17 protein-coding genes and 2 pseudogenes are annotated in these 15,563 nt (G+C 38.5%); 16 read left to right on the top strand and 3 right to left on the bottom strand.

Going from position 1 to position 15,563, the window contains the following annotated elements:
- The 3 genes and pseudogenes from BM350_RS05080 to BM350_RS05075 form a co-directional block, all read left to right on the top strand.
- Positions 1 to 384 (top strand): annotated as a pseudogene (locus BM350_RS05080) (hypothetical protein); the annotation flags it as partial.
- Between the two features lie 127 nt (positions 385 to 511).
- Entirely contained in the window at positions 512 to 652 is a 141-nt protein-coding gene (locus BM350_RS26775; RefSeq protein ID WP_170857649.1) for a hypothetical protein, read from the top strand.
- A 95-nt stretch (positions 653 to 747) separates the two neighbouring features.
- Positions 748 to 1,455 carry a YhcN/YlaJ family sporulation lipoprotein gene (locus BM350_RS05075; protein WP_090920732.1) on the top strand — a complete coding sequence of 236 codons (708 nt, stop codon included), beginning with the start codon at positions 748 to 750 and terminating at the stop codon, positions 1,453 to 1,455.
- Between the two features lie 18 nt (positions 1,456 to 1,473).
- Here BM350_RS05075 and BM350_RS05070 read toward each other — a convergent pair whose 3' ends face one another.
- The gene (locus BM350_RS05070; RefSeq protein ID WP_244547934.1) at positions 1,474 to 2,004 is read right to left on the bottom strand and encodes a P-loop nucleotide/nucleoside kinase family protein; all 531 of its coding nucleotides are present in this window, start codon (positions 2,002 to 2,004) and stop codon (positions 1,474 to 1,476) included.
- 834 nt (positions 2,005 to 2,838) lie between these two features.
- Here BM350_RS05070 and BM350_RS05065 point away from each other — a divergent pair.
- The 8 genes and pseudogenes from BM350_RS05065 to yajC all read left to right on the top strand — a co-directional run bounded on the left by BM350_RS05065 (position 2,839) and on the right by yajC (position 8,145).
- Positions 2,839 to 3,369 (top strand): BofC C-terminal domain-containing protein, encoded by a 531-nt coding sequence (locus BM350_RS05065; protein ID WP_090919695.1) that lies wholly within the window; start codon positions 2,839 to 2,841, stop codon positions 3,367 to 3,369.
- Between the two features lie 166 nt (positions 3,370 to 3,535).
- Positions 3,536 to 4,153: a Holliday junction DNA helicase RuvA gene (ruvA, locus tag BM350_RS05060; RefSeq protein ID WP_090919698.1), complete on the top strand. Its 618-nt coding sequence runs from the start codon at positions 3,536 to 3,538 to the stop codon at positions 4,151 to 4,153.
- Between the two features lie 5 nt (positions 4,154 to 4,158).
- The gene (gene ruvB / locus BM350_RS05055; RefSeq protein ID WP_139207768.1) at positions 4,159 to 5,160 is read left to right on the top strand and encodes a Holliday junction branch migration DNA helicase RuvB; all 1,002 of its coding nucleotides are present in this window, start codon (positions 4,159 to 4,161) and stop codon (positions 5,158 to 5,160) included.
- Complete coding sequence (locus BM350_RS27415; protein ID WP_090919704.1) at positions 5,157 to 5,510, top strand: hypothetical protein; 354 nt, start codon at positions 5,157 to 5,159, stop codon at positions 5,508 to 5,510. The genes ruvB and BM350_RS27415 overlap by 4 nt, the downstream gene beginning before the upstream one ends.
- Positions 5,488 to 5,631 (top strand): annotated as a pseudogene (locus tag BM350_RS05045) (DUF2905 domain-containing protein); the annotation flags it as partial. The gene BM350_RS27415 and the pseudogene BM350_RS05045, both read left to right, overlap by 23 nt.
- A 19-nt stretch (positions 5,632 to 5,650) precedes the next feature.
- Entirely contained in the window at positions 5,651 to 6,703 is a 1,053-nt protein-coding gene (queA, locus tag BM350_RS05040) for a tRNA preQ1(34) S-adenosylmethionine ribosyltransferase-isomerase QueA (RefSeq protein WP_090919710.1), read from the top strand.
- A 14-nt stretch (positions 6,704 to 6,717) separates the two neighbouring features.
- Positions 6,718 to 7,857, top strand: a complete 1,140-nt coding sequence (tgt, locus tag BM350_RS05035; protein ID WP_090919713.1) for a tRNA guanosine(34) transglycosylase Tgt — start codon at positions 6,718 to 6,720, stop codon at positions 7,855 to 7,857.
- A 27-nt stretch (positions 7,858 to 7,884) separates the two neighbouring features.
- Complete coding sequence (yajC, locus tag BM350_RS05030; protein WP_090919716.1) at positions 7,885 to 8,145, top strand: preprotein translocase subunit YajC; 261 nt, start codon at positions 7,885 to 7,887, stop codon at positions 8,143 to 8,145.
- A gap of 30 nt (positions 8,146 to 8,175) precedes the next feature.
- Here the strand turns inward: yajC and BM350_RS05025 are convergent, their stop codons facing one another.
- Entirely contained in the window at positions 8,176 to 8,562 is a 387-nt protein-coding gene (locus BM350_RS05025) for a TIGR04086 family membrane protein (RefSeq protein WP_090919719.1), read from the bottom strand.
- Between the two features lie 114 nt (positions 8,563 to 8,676).
- On the opposite strand from BM350_RS05025, the gene BM350_RS05020 reads away from it, so the two are divergent.
- Together BM350_RS05020 and BM350_RS05015 are read left to right on the top strand one after the other, a co-directional pair.
- A complete protein-coding gene (locus BM350_RS05020; RefSeq protein ID WP_090919722.1) occupies positions 8,677 to 9,324 on the top strand; it encodes a DUF421 domain-containing protein in 648 nt (215 codons plus the stop codon).
- Between the two features lie 77 nt (positions 9,325 to 9,401).
- Positions 9,402 to 9,887, top strand: a complete 486-nt coding sequence (locus tag BM350_RS05015) for a GNAT family N-acetyltransferase (protein ID WP_090919725.1) — start codon at positions 9,402 to 9,404, stop codon at positions 9,885 to 9,887.
- A gap of 33 nt (positions 9,888 to 9,920) precedes the next feature.
- Here the strand turns inward: BM350_RS05015 and spoVB are convergent, their stop codons facing one another.
- Positions 9,921 to 11,480, bottom strand: a complete 1,560-nt coding sequence (gene spoVB, locus BM350_RS05010) for a stage V sporulation protein B (protein WP_090919728.1) — start codon at positions 11,478 to 11,480, stop codon at positions 9,921 to 9,923.
- A gap of 121 nt (positions 11,481 to 11,601) precedes the next feature.
- Between spoVB and BM350_RS05005 the strand changes: the two genes are divergently transcribed.
- The 3 genes from BM350_RS05005 to BM350_RS04995 all read left to right on the top strand — a co-directional run bounded on the left by BM350_RS05005 (position 11,602) and on the right by BM350_RS04995 (position 15,483).
- Positions 11,602 to 11,886, top strand: a complete 285-nt coding sequence (locus BM350_RS05005) for a post-transcriptional regulator (RefSeq protein WP_090919731.1) — start codon at positions 11,602 to 11,604, stop codon at positions 11,884 to 11,886.
- A gap of 106 nt (positions 11,887 to 11,992) precedes the next feature.
- Positions 11,993 to 14,254 (top strand): protein translocase subunit SecDF, encoded by a 2,262-nt coding sequence (gene secDF, locus BM350_RS05000; protein ID WP_090919734.1) that lies wholly within the window; start codon positions 11,993 to 11,995, stop codon positions 14,252 to 14,254.
- A gap of 335 nt (positions 14,255 to 14,589) precedes the next feature.
- Positions 14,590 to 15,483, top strand: a complete 894-nt coding sequence (locus BM350_RS04995; protein ID WP_090919737.1) for a cation diffusion facilitator family transporter — start codon at positions 14,590 to 14,592, stop codon at positions 15,481 to 15,483.
- The last annotated feature ends 80 nt before the right edge of the window (positions 15,484 to 15,563 follow it).

Here is a 15,563-nt window from a genome sequence, read left to right as displayed (position 1 = left end):
CCGATGCAAGGAATGCCGCCGATGCAAGGAATGCCGCCGATGCAAGGAATGCCACCGATGCAAGGAATGCCGCCGATGCAGGGGATGCCGCCAATACAAAGAATGCCACAATATGATATGCAATACACCGCTATGTCAAATCCAGATGTCGCATCTGTAACAATGGATAATAATACATCGTCTATTGCGCCGGTACAAGAGGATTGCGGTTGTGATGACGAACCGCAATTGTATAGTCCACAGCCAGGAATGCCCTATTTTTCACGTGAATTTCATCAACAAAATCCATATATTCCGCATGCGCTGCAGCCAGGTACAATGTATTATCAACAAAATTCTCCTTCTGTATTTGGAGCACCTTATCCAGAAGAAGAGGAAGCTTAAAAAGAGTGTTAGGAAGCCGTTCTTTCATGAAGAACGGTTTTTTTGTGAGAATTTGTTTGGAAATTCAGATTATATAATATAGTCCCATAAGAGTAAATGAACCCTGCTGAGAAAGAAAATAGCAGAAATGGAACAAAAAATTGAAAAACTTGTTGAGAAGCTACAAACGAAGGTAAAAGCAGCAAATGTAAAAGGCCTTATTACTGAGCACCTTCATGCCAGCTCGGAGTATAAGCGTTATTTAGCAGCGGTATCTCCGGAATTTTAAGTAAAATACTTACAGTGTAAAAACCTCCTTTGTGACTCATGATAAGAGGGAGCTTTTCGAATGAAAAGTTCATTCTAACAGAGGGGGTTTTTGCATTGAACAAAAAAATTAAACTTATTGCTGCTTCTTTGTTAGTTACCAGTGCATTAGCTGCATGTGGTACACCTAAAAATAAAAGTGCAATGGATCGTAATGCTACTTATAATTATGAGCGTACATCGTATGAGAATGCTTCTCCGTATAGAGATAATGTAGCACGTACAGACCGTTACACAGATTATGTCACATACCGTAACAATGCAAGAACTGACGATTATGGGAATGTAAAGTATACAAAAATTAATCAAGACATTCACAATCGTCGTGATAACGTTGGATACAATTATTACCGCGATGTAAATTATCATGGACAAATGACGAATCCATATCCAACTCGCAATGTTACGATGAACAACACGTATATAAACAATGATGGTAAAGTAGCTGAAGCAGTTACCAACCGAGTAAAAGGTATGGATAATGTCGACCGTGTTTCTACTGTTGTACGTGGTAACGATGTTGTCATTGCAGTAAAAACTCGTAACAATCCAGACGAAAAAGCGTTAGAAAATGATATTCGCAAAGCTGTTGCACCTCTTGTGAACAATCGTAATGTCTATGTAACAGCGAAAGCAGATATGTTTACTCGCGTAGATACAATGAGTACACAGCTACGAAATGGAACAATTACAAACGATTTAAATCGTGATATAACAAATATGTTCCGAGACATTCGTACGAATGTAACTAACGTGGTCCGATAATGGAAAGAAGGGGAGATGTTATTTCCCCTTCTTCTTATGTATATAATGTATCACTTTTTTCGTTAGTAAATGTATATCTTCTATGCAGTCTAATTGAAGTTCATCTTCTAATAATACGGCATCAATTGTACTATAATGTTTTTTTAATTCATATAAATCCGTGATGAGTTGATTCGGCTGAGGGTTTGTTTTTCGTTCATTTAGTCGATGCGCCCAGACAGATTCATCACTACAAGTACATGAAATAGACGTTAAAATCCCTTTTCGTTGTTCGACCCAAGATTTTAACTTCAGAACATCATCTAAGTGGTTATAACCGAAATCGATAATAACGGTTGCATTGCAAGCAAGAGTGGATTCTAACAATCGGAATAGAATATCAAAGCAAATTTTGTTTCGAATGAAATGATCTGTTATGTGTTCAGCGATAGAGTCATATAGATCGTCTTTATGAATAACCGGTATATGTAGTTGTGCGCCTACAGAATTTGATATTGTTGTTTTACCGGTACATATTTTTCCCCTAAATAAGATCACTTGTGTCATCATTCTATATCCTTTCTTTATAAGTGTTCTCCATATTCGACATTTTGTGAAATGATCCTTCTTTTTAGAGACAGCGTTTTTGATTATTATTTTTTTCTTGCTTTCTCTTAGCATTAATGTTATATTAACAAAGCGATGAGCTAATTTACGTAAGACGAGAGATATGCTTAAGTGCTAAACACGCGGATGTGGCCGCCTGGTCTCTCGCCGTAAACGCATCAAGACGCCTGCATGACAGGCGTCTTTCTTATTTATATAGAAAATGGTAGCGGAGTAGGTTGAAGAGCTTATTCCGCTTTTTTATATTCTTAATCTTGTACACCTCATTCTTTATTGACAAAAAATCTATTCAATACAAATTCATTTTAATGTTTCGACATATCAATTGCTGTTATGTAGAGTACGACATAACAGCTACTTGCTTTCTCCTTTTGTTTTAAACCTTGCATGTGGCAGAAAAAGGCCCTGACCGCTTCTATGCACAGCTAGATGCTCTCGTCCCCTAAAAAAGGGAGGATGTCGTTTTTAAAAAAATATATATAAATTTCTAGACATATAAATCGCTGTTATGCAGAATACAACATAACAGCTACTTGCTTTCTCCTTTTGTTTTAAACCTTGCATGTGGCAGAAAAAGGCCCTGACCGCTTCTATGTATGGCCAGATGCTCTCGCCCACCTAAAAAAGGGGGGATGTCGTTTTTTAAACTTGTATATAGCCAGTTGATGCTGCTTTTTGAGATATCTAACTTCGAATCTTCTAAGGGGCATAAAACTTCTACTTTCGGTCAAACTGTAAATAGAAGTTTTTTATTTTCCCTAAAAGAGGTGACAGCATATGAAGTTCATGATCGTTGCTATGCAGATTGTACTAGCTGCGTTTTGTTTGTATCATGAATCGAGTGTAGCATCGGCAGAGAGTTCAGGTAATGCAGTTAGGCAGGAACCTCAAATTACAATCATGTTGCAGCGTATATATTTAGACGGGGAAGTGAGTCAGGAGATTTTTAGAGAAGAAGTTGTGAATTTAGAAAAGCTTTTCGAGCAATATAAAGATTGGCAACTCGTTGATCGAGATGATGTACAAATTGTATTGCAACAGCGCATTGATGATATTTCACCGTTATTAAAAACGAGTGGGTATTTTGGAGTTTCAAAAGAGGGAATTCTCCAAATTTTTAACGGTGTGCCGGAAAATGACAATGCCATTCATTCCTTCTTTCAAATTGATATGAAAAAGATGAAGAGCTATCAGCGTGAACAGCTGAAGCGAGGAATTCGAGTGAAGTCAAAAGAGCGGTTTGTGAAAGTGATGAAAGATATGGAACAATATTCTATGAGAAATGGAAACAGCCGTAGCGTAAGATAGCTGCGGCTTGTTTCTTATTTTTGTTTTGCTAAAATCATTTTTCGAGAGCATTCTGTCAATATGAAAATGAAAAATAGGATAGAGAACATTTGTTGGGGGAACCTCGCATTTTTATCGTTATTTATGTTAAAATGGAATACATGATTTGAGAGGGAGAGATACAGTTTTGTTTGAATATATTACAGGTTATGTGGAATATGTAGGACCGGAATATATCGTTCTTGATCATAACGGAATTGGTTATCAGATTTTCACACCAAATCCGTATGTATTCCAAAGAAGTAAACAAGAACTTCGTGTATATACATATCATTATGTAAGAGAAGATATAATGGCCCTTTACGGATTTAAAACACGTGAAGAACGCTTACTATTTACAAAGCTTTTAGGTGTATCGGGGATTGGACCGAAGGGAGCGCTTGCGATTTTAGCTTCAGGTCAAACGGGGCAGGTTGTACAAGCGATTGAACATGAGGATGAAAAATTTTTAGTGAAGTTCCCTGGCGTTGGGAAGAAAACAGCGCGTCAAATGATTTTAGATTTAAAAGGGAAATTGGCAGATGTTGTGCCTGACGCTTTTGTCGACTTATTCTCAGATGCAGACCGCTTCGATGAGAAGAAAGGAACATCTGCGGAGCTTGATGAAGCACTAGAAGCGCTTAGAGCACTTGGATATGCAGAGCGAGAAGTATCTCGCGTCGTGCCAGAATTATTAAAAGAATCACTTACGACGGATCAATATATTAAAAAGGCACTTAGTCTTTTACTAAATGGTAAGAGGTGAGTAGAATGGACGAACGTCTCGTTTCAGGAGAATCCGCGTATGAAGATGCGGACTTAGAATATTCGTTAAGACCACAAACGCTCCGTCAATATATTGGCCAAGATAAAGCAAAGCATAATCTAGAAGTATTTATTGAGGCGGCGAAAATGCGTGAAGAAACGTTAGATCACGTATTATTATATGGACCGCCAGGACTTGGAAAAACGACATTAGCAAATATTATTGCGAATGAAATGGGCGTGAATATTCGTACAACGTCAGGACCAGCAATTGAACGGCCAGGTGATTTAGCAGCAGTATTAACAGCACTTCAACCAGGTGATGTTTTATTTATTGATGAAATTCACCGTTTACATCGTTCAATTGAAGAGGTGTTGTATCCAGCGATGGAAGATTTTTGTCTTGATATAGTTATTGGAAAAGGCCCGACAGCACGCTCAGTTCGGCTTGATTTACCGCCGTTTACGTTAATTGGGGCAACAACGCGGGCAGGAGCGTTATCTGCACCGCTTCGAGATCGCTTCGGTGTATTATCTCGTTTAGAATATTACACAGTTGATCAGTTGTCAGCCATTGTAAGGCGTACTGCAGAAGTGTTTGAAGTTGAAATCGACTCCTTAGCTGCTTTAGAAATCGCAAGGCGTGCACGAGGTACGCCTCGTATTGCGAACCGTTTATTGCGCCGTGTACGTGATTTTGCACAAGTTCGAGGCGATGGAACGATTACGATAGAAATTGCGCAAATGGCACTTGAACTACTACAAGTAGATAAGCTTGGACTCGATCATATTGACCATAAATTATTGCTTGGTATTATTGAAAAATTCCGCGGTGGTCCAGTTGGATTAGAAACCGTTTCCGCAACGATTGGAGAAGAATCACACACAATTGAAGATGTGTATGAGCCGTATTTACTACAAATTGGCTTCCTACAAAGAACACCACGAGGCCGTATTGTTACACCGCTTGTATATGAACATTTCGGAATGGAGATGCCACAAGCATGACGGATATGCCAAAGCTGCTCATTAAAGTAGGTATTTTCTTCATTGTTGTTGGATTGGCTTGGAAGTTTATCCCGCTATTCGTGGGCAGTAAGACCCTCACCTCAAGATTGAGAGAGAATCGTTGTCCAGCTCTAGCGGCTAGAATCTCCGGTCGTTTCGCCCCCTCCGACGAGGCAAAAAGCGCCTCTTTGTCAGGGACTCCAACGTCCTGTGTTTCTGAGCGAGCCGCTTCCGCTTTTCTAAAGAAGATAGGTGGGGGGATAACTGTCCGTAAAAGCCCGATTGGTTCAACTAACCATCAGTGGGGGATGAAAAAATCCCCACTGATGGAAGTTTCACTTTATAGGTAGGCTTCCAGGCGATATTTTTGTGAAAAAGGGGAAAGTTACCTTTTATTTTCCTGTCATTACGTGTATTGTGATAAGTATTGTATTATCTTTTATTATGTACGTAATAAATCGATTTAGATAGAAATAGGTGAACATAAGTTATGGATATTAATCTGTTTGATTTTCATTTACCAGAAGAACTCATTGCACAAATACCACTTGAAGAGCGAGAAACATCAAGGTTAATGGTGCTAGATCGTGAAACTGGCGAGATTCAGCATAAGCATTTTACTGACATTCTTTCTTATTTACATGAAGGTGATTGCTTAGTTTTAAATGAAACGAAAGTAATGCCTGCTCGTTTGCACGGTGTGAAAGAAGATACAGGGGCACATATTGAAGTGCTTTTATTAAAGCAAGAAGATGGCGATACTTGGGAGACACTTGTTAAACCGGCGAAACGTGTGAAAGAAGGAACGGTAATTTCTTTTGGTGAGGGAAAACTAAAAGCAACATGTGTTGGAACTGGCGATCAAGGTGGCCGCCATTTAGAATTTTCGTATGACGGTATTTTCTATGAAATTTTAGATGAACTTGGGGAAATGCCGCTTCCTCCGTATATTAAAGAAACACTTGAAGACCGTGACCGTTATCAGACGGTATTTGCACGTGAAGTTGGTTCAGCAGCAGCGCCAACAGCAGGGCTTCATTTTACAGAGGAGCTGTTAGAAGAACTGAAGAAAAAAGGCATTCATTTAGCGTTTATTACGCTTCATGTTGGTCTTGGGACATTTAGACCGGTTTCTGCAGATACAATTGAAGAACATCATATGCATGCGGAATATTATCATATGTCAGCGGAAACAGCAGACCTTCTAAATCGTGTGAAGCAAGAAGGTGGTCGTATTATTACTGTTGGAACAACATCAACGCGTACGCTTGAAACAATTGCAACAGATAATAATGGCAAGATTTGCGCCGCTTCTGGCTGGACTGATATTTTTATGTATCCAGGATATGAATTTAAAGCGATCGATGGTTTAATTACAAACTTCCATTTGCCAAAGTCAACATTAATTATGCTTGTGAGTGCATTTGCAGGAAGAGAAAATGTTCTTCATGCCTACAATGAAGCGGTAAGAGAAAAGTATCGTTTCTTTAGCTTCGGTGATGCGATGTTTGTTGCATCTCACTCTCAAGTAGAAAAGAAATAAAAAGGAGTAAAGATATGACAGCAATACGTTATGAATTAATTAAAACATGTAAACAAACGGGTGCACGTTTAGGACGCGTTCATACACCGCATGGTTCATTTGAAACGCCGATTTTTATGCCAGTTGGAACACTTGCAACTGTAAAAACAATGTCACCAGAAGAGTTAAAAGCAATGGATGCGGGTATTATTTTAAGTAATACGTATCATTTATGGCTTCGTCCTGGTCATGAAATTGTGCGTGAGGCAGGCGGCTTGCATAAATTTATGAACTGGGATCGGTCGATTTTAACAGATTCTGGCGGCTTCCAAGTATTTAGTTTAAGTGACTTCCGCCGCATTGAAGAAGAAGGCGTTCATTTCCGTAATCACTTAAACGGGGATAAATTGTTCCTGTCACCAGAAAAGGCAATGGAAATTCAAAATGCACTTGGTTCTGATATTATGATGGCGTTTGATGAGTGCCCGCCGTTTCCGGCAACATTTGAGTATATGAAAAAATCAGTAGAGCGTACGAGCCGCTGGGCAGAACGTTGCTTAAAAGCACATCAGCGTCCAGAGGATCAAGGTCTATTTGGTATTGTACAGGGCGGAGAGTTTGAAGAGCTTCGTCGTCAAAGTGCACGCGACCTTGTTTCAATGGATTTTCCGGGTTACGCAGTTGGTGGTTTATCCGTTGGGGAACCAAAAGATATTATGAACCGTGTGCTTGAATTTACAACACCGCTTCTTCCTGATAACAAGCCGCGTTATTTAATGGGCGTTGGATCACCAGATTCGTTAATTGATGGTGCAATCCGCGGTATTGATATGTTCGACTGTGTACTTCCAACTCGTATTGCGCGAAACGGTACGTGTATGACAAGTGAAGGCCGTTTAGTTGTAAAAAATGCGAAATTTGCGAAAGACTTTGGTCCGCTTGATCCGAATTGTGATTGTTATACATGTAAAAACTATTCACGTGCGTACATTCGTCACTTAATGAAATGTGATGAAACATTTGGAATTCGTTTAACGTCTTATCACAACCTGCATTTTCTGTTAAAATTAATGGAGCAGGTGAGACAAGCCATTCGTGAAGACCGTCTTGGAGATTTCCGTGATGAGTTCTTTGAACAATATGGTTTTAATAAACCGAATGCTAAAAACTTCTAATACATAATAATTAAGGAGGCATAAAAGATGAATCCAGGTATGATGAATATTATCATGATCGTTGCGATGTTTGCGATTTTCTACTTCTTACTAATTCGTCCACAACAAAAACGTCAAAAGGCTGTAGCGCAAATGCAAAGTGAACTGAAAAAAGGCGATGCAATCGTAACAATTGGCGGCTTACACGGTACAATTGAATCTGTAAACGATACAACAATTGTGATTAAATCTGGTGGTTCACACCTTACATTTGATCGCAGTGCAATTCGCGACGTTGTGAAAAACTAATGAAAAAGCCCTGAAAATACAGGGCTTTTTTTAATATGTTGTGCGCTTACCGATATTGACTCCAAGTATGCCTCCAATTGTACTTGCCGCAATAAGTACAAGTTGATATAGAAGCTGTACGTTCGATAACGCCGATGAAAAGCCTAAATAATTTACAAGAAATACGAGAATAGCAAATACAACTCCAGTAGATCCACCGACAAACCATCCTTTTCCTTGTGCTTTTACTCCAGCAACAAATCCAGCGATTACTGTCGATACAATTGCGAGGACAAGAAGTGCGATGGATAAAGTTCTTTCATTTATGTTTGTAAACTTCAATAATAAAGCAATGATGATACTTGCTAGGCAAGCAAAAATAAGCAAGGTAACGATGCCGAATCCAACTGCAATTGATAATTTTCTAGTTCCATCCATAGAGCATCTCTCCTTTCTAATACAAGCATATTTCTTCTTCTGCTAAGTTAGACTAGTTTCTTTTTGTGCGGGGAAACTAATATATAGAAATTGCGACGAGGAAGGAAATGAAAGATGGAACTACTTCAAATTATCTTTCGAACAATTCTTTTATACAGTGTGATGTTAATTATTTTTCGGCTGATGGGAAAACGCGAAATTGGTGAATTAAGTGTTTTAGACTTAGTTGTATTTATTATGCTTGGTGAAATGGCGGTTATTGCAATTGAAAATATGGATAAAGCAATTTGGCATCAACTCGTTCCGATGGTGCTGATTATGCTTATTCAAATTGTGTTATCCCTTGTCTCGCTAAAAAGTCAGCGTATTCGTCATATATTAGAAGGGGAGCCGGCTATTATCATACGTGAGGGAAAGATTGATGAGAAGCAAATGCGTAAACAGCGTTATAACATGGATGATTTACTTATGCAATTACGCGAGCAAAGTATCGGTGATATACGTGATGTAGAGTATGCGATTTTAGAGCCATCGGGAAGATTATCAGTATTTGAAAAACAAAAAAGTAAAAATGACACACCATTATTTTCAGTTCCACTTATTATTGATGGAGAGATTCAGAAAAAACATTTATACATGATGGAACATACCGATATATGGCTGGAGAATAAGCTAAAGAAACTGGGGCATACAGATATTGAGAAGATTTCATATTGTAGTTTTCAAAACGGTCAGTTTTTTGTTGATTTAAAAGATGAGTAAATATATGCTCCAAACAGGACTTCATAGAACTATGTCGAATATGAAAGTGCAAAGAAGTCTAATTTGGAGTGAATGATATGGGAGTCACACTAGAAAAAGCTGCGGTTTCTGACGCGGAATTGATTTATGCGATGCAAGTAGAGACTTTTCTGCCGTTATTGGAAACATACCAAGATTATAATACGAATCCTGCAAACGAGAAATTTGATAGAGTCATTACAAGAATTCATAATCCGTATGGTGGATTTTATAAAATCATGTACAATAAGGCCGTTGTTGGTGCTGTATGTGTAGTTTGGAAAGAAGGGACAACCAAGTTTTGGATCAGTCCTATGTTTATTCTTCCGAAGTATCAAGGAAAAGGAATTGCTCAAAAAGTAATATTGTTACTAGAAGAGATGTTCCCGCAAGCAACAAGTTGGGAATTAGCTACAATTTTAGAGGAAAAACGGAACTGTTATCTGTATGAAAAAATGGGTTTTGTACAGACTGGTGTTAGTAAACGATTGAATGATTGTACAACGCTTGTCTATTACCAAAAGCCATTGCAGCTTATGAAATAAAAATAGCCATCGAAATAAATTCGATAGCTATTTTTATTTTAAAAAAGAAAATTTGCGAAGAATAGGGAGCCTTAGTAATTCTTCTTTTCGAATAATTCGAAAAAGGATTAACAGGAATACATATAGTATCGTAGTAGATAGTACCTCCCATAATGTTTGCTTGCCAAGTGAAGGAGAAAAGGTAAGATGCTTATGTATGTAGTAACCTACTCCCCCGGAGATGATAATAGCAAGTAAACCGTATACATAATCTTTTATATAAATAGTAAACGTAATTTTTTTTAAGACAGTTGCATAGTGAAGTAAAGTAACTGTAACGATATTGGCTGCAATTGCAAGAGCGACGCCCATCATTTGAAACTGTGGTTGTGAGGCCAGGACGAAAATAACAAGTAATTTTACAATTGCTCCGATAAATGTATTCATCATGGCCGCTCGTGCTAAATTTAGAGCTTGTAATACAGACGTGAGTGGTCCTTGAAAATAGTGAAATAAAAAGCAAGGTGCGAGCACTTGAATGAAAAGAGTAGCGCTATCGGAACCGTACATAAGTGTTAAAATAGGCGAAGTGAATACATATAAAATAACGACAGACCAGCCGCCTGTGATAAGAGAGATGCGCAGCGCTTGCTGTAGTCTATGCTCTACTAACCGACGTTGTTTTTTTGCGTTTGCTTCGCTAATAGAAGGAACAAGTGCCGTAGAAAGAGCATATGTAATAAAGGCTGGCAGAGACAAAAGTGGAAAGGCATATCCATTTAAGATGCCGTATTGCTGCGTTGCGATAGAAGCTGCAACTCCGGCAATTGCTAAACTTTGCATAACAACAATTGGTTCGAAAAAGTAAGAAATAGATCCAATTAAGCGGCTTCCTGTTGTAGGAAGCGCAATATCCATTAAAGAATAAAAGGTACTTTTACTTTCTTTTACAGTACTTATAAAATGAGAACGTATGGAAAGATGTTTTTCTCTTTGAAATAATGTTAATAGAAATAACAGAGAAGCAATTTCTCCAAGTACAGCTGAGAGCATGGCACCTGCTGCTGCGTATTCCACTCCATATGGTAAGAAAAAGCGAATGCATACAGCAATAATAGTAATGCGAACGACTTGTTCTAGCACTTGTGCATAGGCACTTGGCTTCATGTTTTGTCTCCCTTGGAAATAACCGCGCAGCACAGAGGAAACAGCAATAACAGGCACAACCGGTAAAATAGCGATTAATGGATAGTAGGTTCGTTTATCAGTTAGTAATGTTTCTGCTAATAAAGGAGCAAGAAGCATAATTCCGATTGTTAATAGAATACTAATGACCGAGGTAATGGCCAATGAAACAGTTAATATTTTTTTAACTTGTTGTTTATCATGTGTCGCCTCTGCTTCAGCGATCAGTTTTGCAATGGCAACTGGAAGACCGATTTGTGTAATAGTAATAGCTAATATAAATGTTGGCACAGCCATCATATATAACCCAACACCTTCTTCGCCTAAAATACGCGCCATCACAATGCGATTAATAAAGCCTAATATTTTTGTAATAAAGCCGGCGAACATTAAAATAAAAGCACCTCGTAAAAAGGTTTGTTTCGTCATCGTTTTCTCCTACCTTCTCAAAATCAGTGGAATGATTTACAATAATTTATATGCATGAATAAGATAAGCATGACAAGCTTTTGAAATGAGGAATCTGTGACCAGAGGGAGATGAGATAGAAGTGGCTGAGAAAGAGGAATTAATAGAAGTGTACCGTGAACAATTACAAATTGTTTTAGACAGTAAAGTGGAAGAGTTTCACATGCTCGGCTATGATCGTGTTACACTAGAAGACGTATGGAAATGTTTAAAGGACAAAAAGTGGAAAAAAGTAGGGCCCGATGTCAGATTGTATGAGCTTGTAAATGATGTGTTAACGTTAACAGCTAGCGATTATATGACATATTTAACGCTGAAGGCGTATCAAGCACCGCTTTGGTCGTTTGATGAATATGAAAATAAATAATAAGGTTGTAATTGGTTTGTTCTTCCTCTTGCAGTATAATAATGAGTATTGATAAAGAGGTAATTTTGGAACAAGCGCTTTTGTTCAAAGGAGGAACAAGAAACATATGGCAAAGCGAAGCAGCAGAATCGTTGCCTTTTTCCTCGTTGTGTTATTAATTGGAGGAATCATTGGAGCAACGACAAAAAACATTACAAAAGGAATTAACCTCGGACTTGATCTTCGAGGCGGCTTTGAAATTTTATATGAAGTAAAGCCAGCGAAAAAAGGGGATAAAGTTACCAGGGATACTCTTGTGAGTACGGTTGGTGCACTCGAAAAACGTGTAAACGTTCTTGGTGTAAGCGAACCGAATATCCAAATTGAAGGGAATGATCGCATTCGTGTGCAGCTTGCTGGCATCAAAGATCAACAGCAAGCACGAGATGTATTATCAACTCAAGCGAAATTAACGTTCCGTGATGTGAATGATAACATTCTAATGGACGGTGCGGATTTAGCAACGGATGGTGCAAAGCAAACATTTGATGAGCAAGGACGACCAAGTGTTAGCTTAAAATTAAAGAGTGCTGATAAATTCCGTCAAGTGACTGAGAAAATATTAAGCATGAAGCCGAACAATTTAATGGTAATTTGGCTTGACTTTGAAGAAGGAAAAGATTCTTATAAGGCAGAAGCAGCAAAACCAAAACCGAAATATTTATCAGCAGCTACTGTGAATCAAGTGTTTAATCAAGCGGAAGTATCTATTGTTGGTGGGAACTTTACAGTAGAGAGCGCGAAACAACTTTCAGAGTTGTTAAATGCCGGAGCGCTTCCTGTTGATTTAAAAGAAATTTACTCTACTTCTGTTGGAGCAAAATTTGGTGAGCAAGCACTACAAAAAACAATTTTTGCGAGTGCAATCGGTATAGCTCTTATTTTCTTGTTTATGATTGTGTTCTATCGTCTACCTGGTCTTGTAGCGATAATTATGCTTGGTTTATATATTTACATAACGTTACTCGTATTCAATTGGATGCACGCGGTTCTCACATTGCCGGGTATAGCAGCACTCGTACTCGGGGTCGGAATTGCGGTTGATGCCAACGTTATTACGTATGAAAGGCTGAAAGAAGAATTGCGCATCGGAAAATCGATGTTATCAGCATATCGTGCAGGTAATCAGCGTTCGTTATCAACGATTTTAGATGCGAATGTTACAACACTTGCAGCAGCGGCTGTCTTATTTGCATATGGTAATAGCTCTGTTAAAGGGTTTGCGACAAGTTTAATTGTAAGTATTTTAGTCGGCTTCATTACCAATGTATATGGTACACGTTTCTTACTGAGTTTACTTGTTAAGAGCCGTTACTTTGATAAAAAATATTCTTACTTTGGTGTAAAACCGAAGGAAGTTATTCCGTTATCAAAAGGTGTAGAACATGCACCGACGAAATTTGACCGTATTAACTTTGTTAGTATCGGACATAAATTTTTCTGGTTCTCTGTTGTTGTCATGATTGCAGGTTCAATTATTTTACCAATTTTTAAATTAAACCTTGGTATTGATTTTGCAAGTGGTACGCGCATGGATATTAAAACAAATCAAGCGATAACAGTATCACAAGTACAAAAAGAATTGCATGATTTGAAAATAGATGTGAAGCCAGAAGATATCGTGCCAACAGGTAACGATAATAAAGGATTTGCTGTTCGTACAATTGGTGTACTATCAAAAGATGATATTACGAAAGTAAAAACAGTCTTCCACGATAAATATGGTACAGAGCCAAACGTAAGTACAGTTTCTCCAACAATTGGGAAAGAAATTGCACGAAATGCGTTTATTGCTGTACTGATTGCATCAGTTGTTATCATTTTATATGTGAGCATCCGTTTCCGCTTTACATATGCATTATCAGCAGTATTAGCACTTCTGCACGATGCATTCTTCATTATCGTTGTGTTCAGTTTACTTCACTTAGAAGTCGATCTAACGTTTATCGCAGCGGTGCTAACAATTATCGGTTATTCTATTAACGATTCGATTGTTACGTTTGACCGAAATCGTGAGTTGTACAAACAGAAACAAAAAATTCGCACATTAAGCGATTTAGAAGAGATTGTGAATGCGAGTATTCGTCAAACAATCGGTCGTTCTATCAATACAGTTATGACAGTGTTACTACCTGTTATTACATTATTAATTTTCGGTAGTGAGTCATTGCGTAACTTCTCAATTGCATTATTTGTCGGTTTAATTGTTGGTACTTACTCTTCTGTTTTCGTTGCATCCCAAATTTGGCTGATGCTTGAAAACCGCCGCTTGAAAAAAGGAAAAGGTCAGAAGAAAGTGGAAGTAAAGACATCTGAACCGCAAGTATAAGAAAAATCACTTGAATTTGAACGAAAAGAGATGCCTCTTTGCAGGCATTTCTTTTTTTGTTCTGGGATAGAATAAAGTAAAGGTTAGTGCGGGCTTTTACGGACAGTTATCCTCCACCTATCTTCTTTAGAAAAGCGGAAGCGGCTCGCTCAGAATCGTAGGACGCCCGCGCCCCTGACGGAGAGGCGTTTTTTGCCTCGTCCGAGGGGGCGAAACGACCGGAGATTCTAGCCGCTAGAGCTGGACAACGTTTTTCGCGGAATCTTGAGGTGGGGGTCTTACTGTCCGCGAGTAGCGGGATAACGTGTACGTTGATGAAAGAAAGGGTTTCGATTATGGAAAAAGATGAACGTTTTAAACAAGCGGAGTTTGGGGCAATTATTGGAATTGTCGGCAATATTGTGCTTGCGATTGTCAAAGCAGTCATTGGATATATTGGAAATAGTAAGGCGCTTATGGCGGATGCGGTTCATTCTGGTTCGGATGTGATTGGCTCATTAGCAGTCTTTTTTGGACTGCGTGCAGCAAAGCAACCGCCTGATGAGGATCATCCATATGGGCACGGAAAAGCGGAATCTATTTCTGCAATTATTGTAGCTGTTCTTTTATTTATTGTCGGAATTGAAATTGTTATTTCTTCTGTTAAAGCTCTTACACAAGTGCTTGAGCCTCCGCGCTGGATTACTGTGATTGCTGTACTTCTTTCTATTGTTGTGAAAGAAGGGATGTTTCGATACAAATATCAGTTAGGCAAAAGAATAAATAGTGATGCTATTATTGCAAACGCGTATGAGCATCGTTCAGATGTGTTTTCATCAATTGCAGCTTTAATTGGTATTGGAGCGGCGATTATAGGCGATAAACTGGGAATGGAGTGGCTTGTATATGCTGATCCAGTTGCTGGTTTATTTGTATCTTTACTCGTTATAAAAATGGCTTGGGATATTGGAAAAGAAGCGATTCATACAACGTTGGATCATGTGCTTCACGAAGAAGATATCATTCCGATGAGAGAAGCGGTTATGCAAGTAGAAGGAATTAAGAAAATAGGCTCGCTATATGCAAGAGAGCATGGACACTATGTCATTGTTGATATTAAAGTGTCTGTTGATCCATACATTACGGTAGAAGAAGGGCATCGCATTGGTAAACGTGTGAAAGAGATGCTCATGCAGCAAGATCATGTGCAAAATGTTTTCGTTCACATTAATCCATATTCTCCTGATTAATGTAGGAGAAGGGCTACCTGTAAGAGCCTAATTGGTTAGTCAAACCTCATTGTCACCCCTTAGTCTGTCTAGTATAATAG

The sequence above is a fragment of the Bacillus sp. 103mf genome (assembly GCF_900116295.1).
Lineage (GTDB): Bacteria > Bacillota > Bacilli > Bacillales > Bacillaceae_G > Bacillus_A > Bacillus_A bruguierae.
The sequence above is the reverse complement of the archived record's forward strand: the minus strand, read 5'-3'. Positions and strand labels throughout refer to the sequence as shown.